Here is a 14285-nt window from a genome sequence, read left to right as displayed (position 1 = left end):
ACGGATGTTTCTCGACCAGCTGATGGGCGTCTTCTCCAACGACGTCGCAATCGACCTCGGAACGGCGAATACGCTGGTGTATCTCCGGGGGAAGGGGATCGTGCTGAACGAACCTTCCGTCGTTGCGGTGGATCGCACCACCGGCAAGGTCATCGCGGTCGGCAAGGAAGCGAAAAGCATGCTCGGCCGCACGCCCGATGAGATCGTGGCGGTCCGCCCGCTCAAGGACGGCGTGATCGCCGACTTCGAGAAGACGGAAGATCTGCTCCGCGAGTTCATCCAGAAGGCTCTCCGGCGCCGCACCTGGGTCCGTCCGCGGATCATCATCTGCGTCCCCTCGGGAATCACGGAAGTCGAGAAGCGCGCCGTGCAGGACTCGGCGCAGCACGCCGGGGCGCGGGAGGTGCTTCTGGTGCCGGAGCCGATCGCGGCGGCGATCGGAGTCGGTCTCCCCGTGGGGAAGCCGTCGGGGAACATGATCATCGACATCGGGGGAGGCACGACCGAGATCGCGGTGATGGCGTTGAACTCGATCGTGAATCAGCAGTCGATCCGGGTCGGCGGAGATGAAATGGACGAGGCGATCGTCCAGTACGTGAAAAAGGCCTACAATCTCCTGATCGGGGAGCAGACCGCGGAAGGGATCAAGATGCGCATCGGCTCGGCGTTCCGTCTCGAGCAGGAAGAGGAGATGGAGATCAAAGGCCGCGACCTGGTCGCGGGCATTCCCAAGACGATGAAGATCTCGTCGGTGGAAGTCCGAGAAGCTCTGAGCGAGCCGCTCCAGCAAATCGTGGACGCGCTGATGCAATCGCTGGAAAGGACTCCGCCCGAGCTCGCCTCCGATATCGTGGACCGCGGCATCGTGATGACCGGCGGGGGATCGCTCCTGAAGGGAATCGACATGCTGTTGCGGGAAGCCACCAATTTGCCCATTACCGTCGCCGAGGATCCGCTCACCTGTGTCGTCCTCGGGACCGGAAAGATACTCGACGATCCTACCCTCTACGAAAAGGTGCTCATGTCGGTCGTCCGCGACTGAGCGGCGGGCGTAAGGCCCGATGTTTCGGCTTCTGTTCGCACGCCGCGGCGATTGGGCGGCCTTCACGATTGCCTGCACTCTATCCCTCACCCTGATGCTCCTCGGGCGCGGCCAGCAGGCGCGCGCCGCGTGGTTCGTCCAGCACGCCGTGCTCGCCCCGGTGGACGCCGTCGTGGGCTGGGTCGACGCCGGCATCGGGGTCTACTGGGAGAACCAGAAGCTCAAGAGGCGTCTCGCTCAGGTTCAGATCGAGGTGGACGAGACCCGCTCCGAGCGGGTCGAGAATGCGCGCCTGAGACGTCTCCTGGAGCTTTCGCAGGAGAATCCCTTCGATCTTGCAGCGGTCCGGGTGATCGCGCGGAGCCTGGATCGGCTCGGAGGAAGCCTCACGATCGACAAAGGATCCAAGGAAGGGATCCTCCCGAACAGCGCGGTGATCACCCCCGAAGGGCTCGTCGGACGCATCGAGCGCGTCTCGCCGCATGAGGCAAGGGCCCTGACCCTTCTGCACCGGGATTGCGCGGTCGCCGTGCGCGTGGGGCGATCTCGTGTCGATGGGGTATTGGAGTGGGAATTCGGGGAGAACCCCGTCCTCAGTCTCCTCTACGTTTCCTCGCAGGAGGACGTGAAGGCGGGAGACTGGGTGTTCACTTCCGGCCTGGGGGGTGTCTTCCCGGAAGGGGTGCGGGTCGGGACCGTCTCGCGCGTTGGGATTGCCGAGAACGGGCTCATGAAAGATGTCCAGGTCAAGCCCGCGGTGAACTTCCGCGGCCTCGAGGAAGTGCTCGTCTATCTGCCGGCGGGCGCGGGTCGCGGTCCGCGCATGCTGCCCCTGGAATCGACGGAGCCCGATAGCGCCGCGCCCCCGGCCACGGCCGCCCGGCCGTCGCCGGCGCCAAGCGAAGGCGCCGGAGCGGGGGACGGGCGGTGAGGGGTTTCCGGGACGCGCTCGTGCTCCTCGTCGTCCTCATCCTCCAGGCAACCCTTGTCCATCGGATCGCGATCGCCGGGGTAAGGCCCGATCTCCTGGTCGCGTTCGTGGTCTATTTCAGCTGGATGCGCGGGCCCATTCCAGGTGTGATCGGCGGCTTCACGGTGGGTCTCTTTCAGGACCTGGATGCTCCCGGGCCGCTGGGGCTCAATGCCCTCGCCAAGACCATCGTGGGCTTCATCGTCGCGAAGGCAGGGTTCCGCGTCCATCGCTCCAACATCGGGGTCCGGTTCTTTTTCTTCGTGACCGCGATGCTGGTGCACGACCTGATCTACTTCGGGTTCTATACCGCCGGCGACTTCGGAGCGCTCGTGCGGCAATTCGTGTTCGTGGCGCTTCCCTCGGCCCTCTACACGAGCATCCTGGTAAGTTTGCTCCTCGCCACCGTGGAGCGGGCCTCGCGGACCCTCCTGCTCACGGACGAGGTGTAGCGGGTGCGCGCGGAGCCGATCGCCCTCGGCGGCTGGCAGCGGCGCGAGCGGGCTCTCACGTTCGCGGTCGTGGGGATCTTCGCGCTCGTTCTCCTGCGGCTCTTCTTCCTCCAAGTGCTCCAAGGAGGGCGGTACCGGGAGCTTTCGGAGGGAAACCGGATCCGCGTGGAGGTGCTGACCGCGCCACGAGGGGAAGTTCGGGATCGAAAAGGACGTTTGCTCGCGGACTGCGTTCCTTCCTTTACCGTCACGCTGGATCCGTTCGACAAGGCCTACACGCGGACGCCCGCGCGTATCGATTCCACGCTCGCCGCCCTCGGGCCCATCCTCGGTGTGGATCCGGCGTTCCTCAAGGATAAGATTCAGCGAGAACGCAAGATTTCCTTCCTACCGATCCGATTGAAGCGGAATGTGGACATCAAGTCGGTCGCATTCGTTTCCGAGCACCGGGACCAGCTCCCCGGCGTCCAAGTCGAGTCGGAGCCCTTGCGCCGCTACCCGCTCGGCCTCATGGCGTCCCACCTGCTCGGATACGTTGGGGAAATTTCCGACAAGGAGCTCGTCGATCCCAGGTACGGCGACTATCTGAGCGGCGACCTCATCGGCCGGATGGGGATCGAGCGGAGATACGAGAAGCTCCTTCGCGGGCAGGACGGAAAACGCTTCGTGGAAGTGAACGCGCTGGGGCGCAAGGCCGAGCTTCTCGGCGACAAGCGCCCCATCCTGCCTCGACGCGGGGTGGATCTCGGGCTCACGATCGACCTCGACGTCCAGCGCGCGGCCGAAGACGCCTTCGCGCCGGGAGCCCGGGGCGCCGTGGTCGCCCTCGATCCGAGCAACGGCGAGGTTCTCGCGCTCGCGTCCAAGCCGAACTACGATCCGAACGAGTTCTCGACCGGCATCACCCAGGAGCGCTGGAACGAGCTGAGCGGCGGGGGGAACTATCCTCTCTTCAACCGCGCGATCCAAGCCGCGTACCCGCCCGGATCGACTCTCAAGCCCTTCACCTCGCTCGCGGGGCTGGAATCCGGCGCGATCACCCCCGGTACGGTGTTCGCGCAGTCGTGCACGGGACAGTTTCGGTTCGGCACCCGGCTCTTCGGCTGTTGGAATCACGACGGGCACGGCCTCCTCTCCATGCATGACGCGATCGTTCGGTCGTGCGATGTGTACTTCTACCAGCTCGGGCTGCGGATCGGTCTGGAACGCCTGGCCGAATTCATGTCGAGGCTCCAATTGTCGGAGAAGACCGGAATCGATCTGCCTCAGGAACGGCGGGGTCTGTTTCCGGACCTGGGCTGGTACGACCGACGGTTCGGCGTGGGACGGTGGAGCCGGGGCATCACGTTGAATCTCGCGATCGGTCAGGGGGAGACATCGCTCACGCCCGTGAAACTCGCCCAGCTCGCGGCGTTCGTGGGGAACGGCGGCACGCTGTGGAAACCGCACGTGATCCGGAGCGTGGCCTCGGGAAGACTTCCGGGATTGGGCCAGGCGGACGATTCGCTCCGCCAGATCGTGCCCTTGTCCCGATACAACCTCGACGCCGTCCGGGACGCCATGGTGTCGGTGGTCTCCGATCCGTCCGGGACCGGCGGCCAGGCCAGGATCGATTCGATCGCCGTCGCGGGGAAAACGGGCACCGCGCAAAACCCTCACGGCAAAGACCACGCGCTCTTCATCTGCTTCGCCCCCGCGGAAGCTCCGCGCATCGCGGTCGCGGTGCTCGTTGAAAACGCGGGACACGGAAGCTCGGCGGCAGCGCCGATCGCGCGGAAAGTGCTCGAAGCCTTCTTTCATCCCGCGCCGCCCGAGAGCGCCGCGGTCTTAGCAAGGAGATGACATGATCGAGCCGCGGTTTTCCTCCGACATCGACCGTCCGCTGCTCATCGCCACGTTGATTCTCACCTTGATCGGGATCGCGTTCGTCTTCAGCGCGACCTCGATGGCTTCCGCAAAGGTGGAACATGGGCTGTATCTGAAGCAAATCGCCTACCTTCTTCTCGCGCTCCTGGCGGGTGGCCTCATCGCGGCCATTCCGTACCGGGTGTACGAGGGAAAAACATCGTACTTGCTCTACGGAGTGGGCCTCGGGCTCCTCGTTCTGACGCTCTTCATCGGGCACGTCGGGCTGGGCGCGCAGCGCTGGCTCGGCTGGGGACCGATCAAGATCCAGCCCTCGGAGCTCGCGAAGGTGGCGACCGTGATCCTCCTCGCGAGCCAGCTCTCGGATCGCAAGAAGGACTGGACCCAGATCAAGAATCTCGTCCGGCCGATCCTGACCGCGGGGATTCCGTTTCTCCTCGTGCTGAAGCAGCCGGACCTGGGAACCTCGGTCGCGTTCGTCGCGATGCTCTTGACGATGCTCTACTGGGCGGGGCTGCCGCTTCTCTATCTCTTTTTCATGATCTCGCCGATCGCCAATGTCGCGCTCTCTTTCCTCACCCCGGCGTGGCTGGTCTTCCTCGGCGTCCTGGCGATCATCCTCTACCGGTCCCGGATCCGTCTTCTGCCGCTGCTTCTCGTCGTCGGCATCAACCTGGTCGTGGGGATCGCGACGCCGCAGATCTGGAATCACCTGCAGCCTTATCAAAAGCAGCGCATCACCACCTTTCTGGATCCAGGCGCGGACGCCTACGGGGCGGGATACCAGATCATCCAATCGAAGATCGCCATAGGCTCGGGACAGATGTTCGGGAAGGGGTTCCTCCACGGGACCCAGAAAGGGCTCGCCTTCCTCCCGGAGCAGCACACCGATTTCATCTATTCGGTCGTCGGCGAGGAGATGGGGTTTGCCGGCGCGGCGCTCGTCGCATCGCTCTATCTGCTCCTCATTCTTCGCGGCATCCGTGTGGCGCATCGCGCCCGGAACCGCTTCGGCGGCCTCCTGGCGATTGGAATGACCTCGATTTTTCTGTACCATGTGCTGGTCAACATATGGATGACGGTCGGGCTCGCGCCCGTGACCGGCCTTCCCCTGCCGCTTCTGAGTTACGGCGGATCCTCGCTCGTGGCGAGCTTCTTACAAGTGGGCCTCATCCAGAACGTCGCGATGCGCTGGCGCGACTACTGACCCGGAGAGTTTGGTGCATCCGACCCTCTTTCGATTTCACGGTCTCGAGCTGCATAGCTATGGCCTTCTGCTCGCGATCGCCTTCCTCGTCGGAATCCAGCTCTTCCTGAAGCGCGGCGCCGAGCGCGGCCTCCCCGAGGACAAGCTGAGCACCCTTTCCTTGTTGCTGCTCGTCCTCGCGATCGTCGGGGGGCGCGGGCTCTACGTGCTCACCCACTGGAGCGATTACGGGCGCGACCTCGGCGGGGTATTCCGGATTTGGGAAGGCGGGCTGATGCTCTATGGGGGGTACTTCCTCGCGATCACGGGAGGGATCCTCTACGTCCGGCGGGCGGGTCTTTCGGTCTGGCGCGTGGGCGACGCCGCCGCGCCGAGCATGGCCCTCGGGATCGGGATCGGGAGGCTCGGTTGTTTTCTGAACGGTTGCTGCTTCGGCCTGCCCTCGCACCTTCCGTGGGCGATCCGGTTCCCGCCGGGCTCCTATTCGAACTTCGTCTTCCCCAACGAGGCGCTCCAGCCCTCGCAGCTCTACCTCGCCGGGGCGGGGGTCGCGCTTTTCGTGCTCCTCCTCCGATGGGATCGGCTGCCCCGCTTCGACGGATGCCTCTTCTGGACCTACATCGCGCTCGACGCGGTGCTGCGTTTCGTGATCGATTTTACCCGCTACTACGATTCGACGAGCTATCTCGGGAAGATCGGGCCGTTCCCCTTCAACGTGAACCAAGTCTTCAGCGCCGTGCTTGTGATGGCCGCACTCTTCATGCTGAAGCGTCTCCAGCACGCCGATCGCGATGCGGCGGATCGGGTCTACTCGACATCGGTTCCGCGCGAGCCCGCAGGCATGGAGACGGACATCGAGCACCCGGAGCCCTCCCCGGCCCGTCGGGACCCGACCGCCTGAGCGATCCCGGCGTGGGCCGCGTGGACGGGGCGACCCAGGTCTACGCGGTGCTGGGCCAACCGGTGCGTCACAGCCAATCTCCCCTCATTCAGAACGCGGCGTTTCACGCGGCGGGGATGAACGCGGTCTATGTCGCCCTTGAGGTTCCCGCTCCCTGTCTCGAGCAGGCGCTGCGGGGGCTCCACGGCGCGCGCCTGCCGGGGCTGAACCTGACCACGCCGCACAAGGAGGCGGCTTTCGCGCTCACACGCGATCGCACGGCGGAGGCCGAAGGGGCCAGGGCCGTGAACACGCTCCGCTGGGAGAGGGAGGGGTGGCGCGGGCACGCGACGGACGGGATCGGGTTTCTCGCGTGGATCGGGGAGGCGGGCATCGAGGTGACGGGACGACGCGTGATCCTGATCGGCGCGGGAGGCGCAGCGCGCTCGATCCTCCCGAAGCTGCTCGCGCTTCGCCCGGATGCGGTCCATGTGGTGAGTCGAAGCCCCGAGCGCGCGCGGGCGCTCGCGCGAGCGGCGACGGAGCGGGGGCTTGGGCCACGGATCACCTCGGCCTCCTGGGGCGATCGCGCGGCGGAGGGCGAAGGGGACCGGTGGGACCTCATGATTCGCGCGATCCCCGCGGAGCCGGTTTCCGATGAGGAGGAGCGGTGGTGGCGCCTTCATGCCCCCGGGGCGGCGGTGCTCGACCTCAACTATGGCGCCCGCGCCGCAGCCGCCCGGGCGCGTGCCCGCGAAGGCGGGCTTCCGTACCAGGATGGGGGCGCGCTTCTGATTCATCAGGGGGCGGCGGCCTTCGAGTTTTGGACGGGACAGAAGCCCTCCGTCGGCGCGATGAAGAAGGCGCTGCTCGGGGCGGTTTGATTCTTGGGGGAGGGGAGGCGACGGGGTGATCCCGATTCAGCGCGCGATTCATGCCGGCTTTCGCGATCTCTGCGATATGCTGCTCGACCGCAGATGTCCCGGCTGCGGCGGCTCACCGCCTCGCGATCGTGAGGTGTGCGCGGCGTGCGACGGACGGGTCGGGAGGTCGGGAGTCGCCCTGTGCCTTCACTGTCTCCACGGCGATCGCGCGGCGACCTTGTCCGAGCGAGTCTGCCCCGCGCACGGGCCGGGGAGGCTCCTGCTCGCTGGGCCCGCATTCGAGCCCCCGCTCGATCGAATCATCCACGCCTTCAAATACGAGGGGGCGTCCGCACTCGCCCGCTGGGTGGGGTCGCTCCTCCCGGAGCCGCCCGGGCTTCGTGAAGGTATCGGCCGCGAATACGTCCTCGTCCCGGTGGCGCTTCATCCCGCCCGGCGGGCATGGCGCGGATTCGACCAAGCCTCGCTCCTGGCACGCGACGCGTCGGATCGCTGGGGAATCCCGGTTGTCGACGCGCTCGTGCGCACACGCGATCACGAACCTCAAGCGAGGCTGGATCCCGAGCGGCGCCGCGAGAGCATGAAGGGGGCGTTTCGGGTCCCGAAACCGGCCGCGATCTCGGGCAGGCCGGTGATCCTTCTGGACGATGTCGCGACGACCGGAAGCACGCTCCTCGCGGCCGGGGAAGCTCTGGATCGGGCCGGTGCCGCGTGGGTCCTCTCGCTCGCCGCATCCCACGGCGGGGATCCGGCGCGGCAGGGTCGGGAAATCAGTGCGACGTTGCCGCGGCGCGGAAGTTTATGATAGATTCTCAAACTTGGTGAGATTTGGGTCGTGCTCTTGCGGTTCCACCATAACATGCTAAGCCACTGTGGATTACGCCGACGACTACGCCTGGGAGGGCGGCATGGATAAACTGCGTATTTTGGACGAGGCTTATCTGCCGATCGTGACCAAGCCGAGCCGGTACACAGGCAGCTTCCTCCACGCCGCCCGGAAGAACCCGGCCTCGGTCAAGGTGCGCGCGCTGCTTTGCTTCCCCGACCTCTACGAAATCGGAATGTCCTATCTCGGGATCAAGATTCTGTATCACATCCTGAACAAGCGCCCGGACGCGATGGCGGAGCTTTGCTTCACGCCTTGGGGGGACATGGAGCAGCTCATGCGTGCGGAGGGGATCCCCCTCTACTCGCTCGAGTCACGCACGCCGGCGGCCGAATTCGACCTCATCGGCTTCTCGCTCCAGTACGAGCTTTCGTACACGAACGTGCTCACGATGATCGACCTCGCGCAGATCCCTCTCCGCTCTGCCGCTCGACGCGACCAGGACCCTATCGTGGTGGCGGGCGGCCTCTGCACGGTGAATCCCGAGCCCCTCGCTCCCTTCATCGACGCCTTCGTGATCGGGGACGGCGAGGAGGTCATCCAGGAGATGTGCGACCTCATGATCGAGCGGCGCGAGGGCGGACTCAAGCGCGCCGAGGTCCTCCGGCGGCTGGGCGCCCTCGAGGGGGTCTATGTTCCGTCGCACTTCGAGGAGGTCGTGAACCCGTTCGGGTTCGTGGCACGGGAGCCCAAGCCCGACTCCCCGACTCAGAAGCCTCGGTATCGTTACGTTCCGTCGCTCGATCCGGAGTACTACCCGGAGAAGCCGCTCATCTCCCCGACCGAAATCACCCACGACCGGCTCGGGGTCGAGGTGATGCGCGGCTGCACGCGGGGGTGCCGGTTCTGCTTGGCCGGCTACATGAATCGCCCGCTCCGCGAGAAGCGCGCCGATCAGGTGGTGAAGGAAGTCCAATGCGGGATCGTGCACGCGGGATGGGACGAGGTCTCGCTCCTCTCGCTCTCGACCACCGACTACAAACAGCTTCCGGTCGTGCTCCATGAGCTCGATCGCTTCACGAACGAGCTGGGCGTGAACGTGTCGTTGCCGTCGACGCGCGTGGGCACCCTCGCGCCCTCCGTCGCGGACAAGATCCAGCAGGGACGCCGGGGCAGCATCACCTTCGCGCCGGAGGCGGGTACCCAGCGGATGCGCGATGTGATCAACAAAGGGATCGACGAGGCGGAGCTGGAATACTCCGTCAAGCTCGCGCGCGACCAGGGGTGGGGAGGGATCAAGTTTTATTTCATGATCGGGCTTCCGACCGAGACCGAGGCCGACGTGGACGGGATCGCGGAGATCATCGGGAAATGCCAGCAGTGGGCGAAGGGGGGGAACAAGCGGATGCACTTCAACGTCGGCATCTCCCCCCACGTGCCCAAACCGCATACGCCGTTCCAATGGGAGCTTCAGGACTCGATGGAGACGCTCCAGCGCAAGGTCGAGAGGCTGCGGCAGGGCTTCCGGGGGATGAACAACGTAAGGCTCAAGTGGCGGGATCCCGACACGGCGTTCCTCGAAGGGGTCTTCTCGCGCGGAGACGCGCGCACCGCCGACGCGCTCGAAGCGGCCTGGAGGATGGGCGCGCGCTTCGACGGGTGGTCGGAATGCTTCAATTTTGGGCTGTGGATGAAGGCGTTCGAGCAGGCCGGAATCGATCCGAGCGTCTATTTGAGGCCCCGGGACCTGGACGAAGTGCTGCCCTGGGATCACATCCGAACGCCCGTGGTGAAGAAATTCCTTCTTCAAGAGAGGGCGAAGGCGTACGCCGCCGCCCTGACGCCCGATTGCCGGGATCACGCATGCTACCGCTGCGGGGCGCCGTGCTTCACCCCCAAGGCGCGGGATGGACGCCGCGTCTCGCTCCAGCTCGCCCCGGGGCAGGGACAGCTTCCCGAGACGCTCGATTTCCGCGTGCCGGACGACGTGACACCGCAGATGATCGAGCACCGGGTCGAGGAGCTGCGCGAGGCGCCGATCGAAACGCTCAGGGCAGTCACGCCTGAGGCCGAGCCGCAGAAGGAGCCGCCGGGGAATGGAAACGGGGCGGTGGGAAAGGGCTCCGCGGACTCTCCGGCCTACGGACGCCGCCGCAAGACCTGGCCCACCTCGAACAAGGGACCCCAGGCCCAACGATTCCGCGTCTCGTACGAGAAGCTCGGCCAGGCGCGATTCACGTCGCATCTCGATCTGGTGCGCATCTTCGACCGCGCGCTCCGGGTCGCGAAAATTCCGATGGCGTTCTCGCAAGGGTTCAATCGCCACGCCAAGATCGCGTACGGACCGCCGCTCTCGCTGGGCGCGACGAGCCGCGCCGAGTATTTCGATCTCGAGCTGGCACAGCCGTGCCCATGGCTCGTGATCGAGTCGATGAACGAGGTGCTGCCGGACGGAATCCGGATCACCGGGGGCAGCCCGTTCACGCGTCAGACCGAATCGCTCATGGCGGCGATCACCCAGGCGGACTACGAAGTGCGGCTCACGAATTATCTGATGGATCGCCTCTCGCGCGGGGAGAACGTCCATCTCGTACGGCAGGAGCTGGAGCAAGGGGTCGCGGCGTTTCGGGAGGCGGCGGACTGGCCGGTGATGAAGCAATCGCACGGGCAGAAGGGAAAGACCGTGAACGCCCGGCCGGCGGTGACCGCGATCGCGCTCGATTCGGGATCGACGCTGCTCTGCGTCCGCGTCTCGAGCCGGCTCCACGCGCCGGGCTACTTGAGGCCCGATCTTCTGCTCCGGAGCCTCTTTCAATCGTTCGAATTCGACCCCCGCCTCCTGCTCGTCCATCGCGAAGCGCTTTGGGTAGAGCGCGGCGGATCGGTCTTGAATCCATTGGAAGCACTTGAGGAATCGTCGTTCTGGCGGCCGGTGCCGGTCCATCCGGCTGACGGGGACGCGGCGGATCCTGCTTACGGAGGTGAATGCGCCGAGAAATCGTAATTAACGCCGGTCGACACGAAACACGCATCGCAATCCTCGAAGAAAAAGAGCTCGTCGAGGTCATGGTGGAACGCCCCGAGGCCCGGCGCCGCGTGGGCGACATATACAAGGGCCGCGTCAACGCAGTGCTTCCGGGCATGCAGGCCGCATTCGTGGACCTGGGGCTCGAAAAGACGGCTTTCCTTCACGCGTCCGATCTGCACCCGTCCGATTCCGAGCTCGACGACATGTTCGAGGACGAAGAATCGGAGGATCTGAAGCAAAACGACGGGGGTGGGGGCCGCGGCCGGTGGCGGCGCGATGAACCGGCGCCGAGAATCGAGGAGGCGCTCCAGAAGGGCCAGGAGATCCTCGTCCAGATTACGAAGGAGCCGATCGGCACCAAGGGCCCTCGCGTGACGACTCAGATTTCGCTCCCGGGGCGTTACCTGGTGTTGATGCCCGGACACGATCACATCGGGGTGTCCCGGAAAATCGAGGATCGCCAGGAGCGGACCCGACTCAAGACGCTGATCCGGGAAATCCGGCCCAAGGGATCGGGGCTCATTGTCCGCACCGTGGGTTCGGAGCGCGGAAAGAAGGAATTCCAGAGCGACATCAAGTACTTGGAGCAGCTCTGGAGCAAAATCGAAAAGCAGGTCGAGCGGGCGAAGGCCCCGTCGATCCTCCATCGGGAAATGGAGCTGACCACCGGGTTGATCCGGGACATCTTCACGGAGGACGTGGCCCAGCTTGTCATCGACTCGAAGGAGGAGTACCGCGAGATCCTGGATTACTTGAAGAACTACGTTCCGGAGCTGAGCTCGCGTATCAAGCTCTATCGCGGCGCGGAGCCCATTTTCGATCATTTCGGGATCGAGGCCGAGCTGGAGAAGGCGATGGAGCGCAAAGTCTGGTTGAAGCGCGGCGGCTACATCACGATCGATCAGACCGAAGCGCTCGTGGCGATCGACGTCAACACGGGACGATTCACCGGGAAGAAGAATCAGGAAGACACCATTCTCAAGACCAACCTGGAGGCGGCCGAGGAAATCGCGCGCCAGCTGAGACTTCGTGATTTGGGTGGAATCATCGTCCTCGATTTCATCGACATGGAAAGCGAGGGGAACAAGAAGGCGGTTCTGGACACGCTTCGCAATCGGTTGAAGCGGGATCGCTCGCGCACGAAGACGTTCGCGGTGAGCGACCTGGGCCTCGTGGAAATGACGCGGCAGCGGCAGCGGCCGAGCCTGGTCACGTATTTCAATCAGGACTGTCCGGAATGCGGTGGAACCGGGAGAGTGCTCTCGCTCGCGTCCGCGACGCTCCGGATCGAGCGGATGCTCCGGCGGGTCGGGCTCCGCGCCAAGGAGAAACTCATCCTGTTACGGGTGCATCCGGACCTCGCCGTGCATTTGGTGGAGCAGAATTCGGATCTCCTGGAAGATCTCGAGCGGAACTACCGCTTCCGCGTCGAGATCCGGGACGATCCCTCGCTCAGGCGGGACGAGATTCGCCTGTTCCGCGGGCGGACCTTCGAGGAGATCACCAAGCAGTTCGAACGCTAGTCGGGGGTCCCGGGACTCCGGGCGGAAAGGGAACGTCATGGCCAAAACGAAATCGAAAGCCGAATCCAAAGCCGAGTCCAAGGCCGAAGCGAAGGCCAAGTCCAAGGCCGAAGCGAAGACCAAATCCAAGGCCGAAGCGAAGGCCAAATCCAAGGCCGAACCGAAAGCCGAACCGAGGGCCGAATCCAAGGCCGAGCCGCGCTTCGCCGTCATCCATGCCCAAGGGCTCCAGCTACGGGTGGCGCCGCAGGAGGAACACATCCTGCCGCACGTGGACAAGGCGCCCGGGGCCGAGCTCAGGTTCGAGCGCGTCCTCTTGGTTTCGGAGGCGGATCAGGTTCACGTAGGGACGCCGCTGGTCGAGGGGGCCGCGGTCCTGGCGCAGGTGCTCGGCCATGAGAAGGGGGACAAGGTCACGGTCGGCACGTACAAGCGTCGCAAGAAGTACCGGCGGAAGATTGGATACCGGGATTCCCTGACGCGGGTTAAGATCCTGGACATCAGCCTGCCCAAAGGAGAAAAACGAGGAAAGCATGGCGCATAAGAAAGGTGTATCCAGCTCGAAAAACGGCCGCGATTCGGCGTCGCAGCGGCTCGGCGTGAAGCGATTCGGCGGGCAGTGGGTCCGCGCGGGGAATATTCTGGTGCGCCAGCGAGGCACCGCGGTCGCGCCGGGCCTGAACGTCGGCCGAGGCAGGGACGACACGCTCTTCGCGCTCAGGGACGGCATCGTCGTGTACGCCCGGCGCGGCAAGCGAGGGATGCAGGTCTCCATCGATCCCAAGCCCAATCCCGCCGTCGCGGAGGCCGAGGCGGCCCGTGCCTAAGATCGGCGTCGTCGGCGCGGGGAACGTCGGTGCGTCCGCCGCGCTGTACCTCGCCGAAGCGGAGCTGGGCGATATCACGCTCGTCGATATCGTCGAGGGGGTCGCCAGGGGGAAGGCGCTCGATTTGCTCGAGGCCGGCCCCGTCCGCGGCTACGACACGCTGATCGAAGGAAGCGGCGACCTGCGCTCGATCGCGGGAAGCGACCTCGTCGTCGTGACCGCGGGCCTGCCGCGGAAGCCGGGGATGTCGAGGCTCGATCTCCTGAAGGCGAACGCGGACATCATCCGCGGCGTCGCCCAGGCGATCCGCGAGCACGCTCCCAAGGCGTTCGTGATCATGATCACGAACCCGCTCGACGTGATGACCTACCTCACGTACCGCGTGACCGGCTTCCCGCGCGAGCGGGTCATCGGCATGGCGGGCGTGCTCGATTCCACGCGCTTTCGTTCCTTCCTGGCCGCCGAGATCGGAGTCTCGGTCGAGGACATCCAGGCCATGGTTCTGGGCGGGCACGGCGACACGATGGTGCCGCTCGTGCGCTACTCCACCGTCGGAGGCGTCCCGATCGAGAAGTTCGTCGCCAGGGAGCGTCTCGACCAGATCGTCCAGCGCACGCGGGACGGCGGCGCCGAGATCGTGAAGCTCCTGCAAACCGGCAGCGCTTTCTACGCGCCGGCTGCGTCCGCGGTGCAAATGGCGGAGTCGATCCTCCGGGATAAGAAGCGGCTCCTCCCGGTGGCGGCCTATCTGAACGGCGAATATGGGTTCCGCGATATCTA

The 14285-nt window shown here is 65.3% G+C and carries 13 protein-coding genes; all 13 read left to right on the top strand.

Features of this window, described 5'->3' with window-relative positions; translation table 11 throughout:
* Positions 1 to 4 precede the first annotated feature (4 nt).
* Positions 5 to 1042, top strand: a complete 1038-nt coding sequence (locus E6K76_04455; GenBank protein ID TMQ59564.1) for a rod shape-determining protein — start codon at positions 5 to 7, stop codon at positions 1040 to 1042.
* Positions 1043 to 1061: 19 nt separating this feature from the next.
* A complete protein-coding gene (gene mreC, locus E6K76_04450) occupies positions 1062 to 1973 on the top strand; it encodes a rod shape-determining protein MreC (protein TMQ59537.1) in 912 nt (303 codons plus the stop codon).
* Positions 1970 to 2464: a rod shape-determining protein MreD gene (gene mreD, locus E6K76_04445; GenBank protein ID TMQ59536.1), complete on the top strand. Its 495-nt coding sequence runs from the start codon at positions 1970 to 1972 to the stop codon at positions 2462 to 2464. The genes mreC and mreD overlap by 4 nt, the downstream gene beginning before the upstream one ends.
* 3 nt (positions 2465 to 2467) lie before the next feature.
* The gene (mrdA, locus tag E6K76_04440) at positions 2468 to 4306 is read left to right on the top strand and encodes a penicillin-binding protein 2 (protein ID TMQ59535.1); all 1839 of its coding nucleotides are present in this window, start codon (positions 2468 to 2470) and stop codon (positions 4304 to 4306) included.
* A 1-nt stretch (position 4307) separates the two neighbouring features.
* Positions 4308 to 5537: a rod shape-determining protein RodA gene (rodA, locus tag E6K76_04435; GenBank protein ID TMQ59534.1), complete on the top strand. Its 1230-nt coding sequence runs from the start codon at positions 4308 to 4310 to the stop codon at positions 5535 to 5537.
* A 10-nt stretch (positions 5538 to 5547) separates the two neighbouring features.
* Positions 5548 to 6438, top strand: coding sequence for a prolipoprotein diacylglyceryl transferase (gene lgt, locus E6K76_04430; GenBank protein TMQ59533.1), 891 nt, complete (start codon positions 5548 to 5550; stop codon positions 6436 to 6438).
* Positions 6138 to 7301, top strand: a complete 1164-nt coding sequence (locus tag E6K76_04425) for a shikimate dehydrogenase (GenBank protein TMQ59532.1) — start codon at positions 6138 to 6140, stop codon at positions 7299 to 7301. The genes lgt and E6K76_04425 overlap by 301 nt, the downstream gene beginning before the upstream one ends.
* Positions 7302 to 7326: 25 nt before the next feature.
* Positions 7327 to 8106, top strand: a complete 780-nt coding sequence (locus tag E6K76_04420) for a ComF family protein (protein ID TMQ59531.1) — start codon at positions 7327 to 7329, stop codon at positions 8104 to 8106.
* Between the two features lie 103 nt (positions 8107 to 8209).
* The gene (locus E6K76_04415) at positions 8210 to 11131 is read left to right on the top strand and encodes a TIGR03960 family B12-binding radical SAM protein (protein ID TMQ59530.1); all 2922 of its coding nucleotides are present in this window, start codon (positions 8210 to 8212) and stop codon (positions 11129 to 11131) included.
* The gene (locus E6K76_04410; protein ID TMQ59529.1) at positions 11113 to 12678 is read left to right on the top strand and encodes an Rne/Rng family ribonuclease; all 1566 of its coding nucleotides are present in this window, start codon (positions 11113 to 11115) and stop codon (positions 12676 to 12678) included. Before E6K76_04415 ends, E6K76_04410 begins: the two co-directional genes overlap by 19 nt.
* A 37-nt stretch (positions 12679 to 12715) precedes the next feature.
* Complete coding sequence (gene rplU / locus E6K76_04405; protein TMQ59528.1) at positions 12716 to 13222, top strand: 50S ribosomal protein L21; 507 nt, start codon at positions 12716 to 12718, stop codon at positions 13220 to 13222.
* Positions 13212 to 13505 (top strand): 50S ribosomal protein L27, encoded by a 294-nt coding sequence (locus E6K76_04400; protein ID TMQ59527.1) that lies wholly within the window; start codon positions 13212 to 13214, stop codon positions 13503 to 13505. The genes rplU and E6K76_04400 overlap by 11 nt, the downstream gene beginning before the upstream one ends.
* Positions 13498 to 14285: malate dehydrogenase (gene mdh, locus E6K76_04395; protein TMQ59526.1), on the top strand; the 788-nt coding region annotated here is incomplete at its 3' end. The genes E6K76_04400 and mdh, both read left to right, overlap by 8 nt.

Source organism: Candidatus Eisenbacteria bacterium, from assembly GCA_005893275.1.
In the GTDB taxonomy this organism is placed as follows: domain Bacteria; phylum Eisenbacteria; class RBG-16-71-46; order SZUA-252; family SZUA-252; genus WS-7.
The sequence above is the reverse complement of the archived record's forward strand: the minus strand, read 5'-3'. Positions and strand labels throughout refer to the sequence as shown.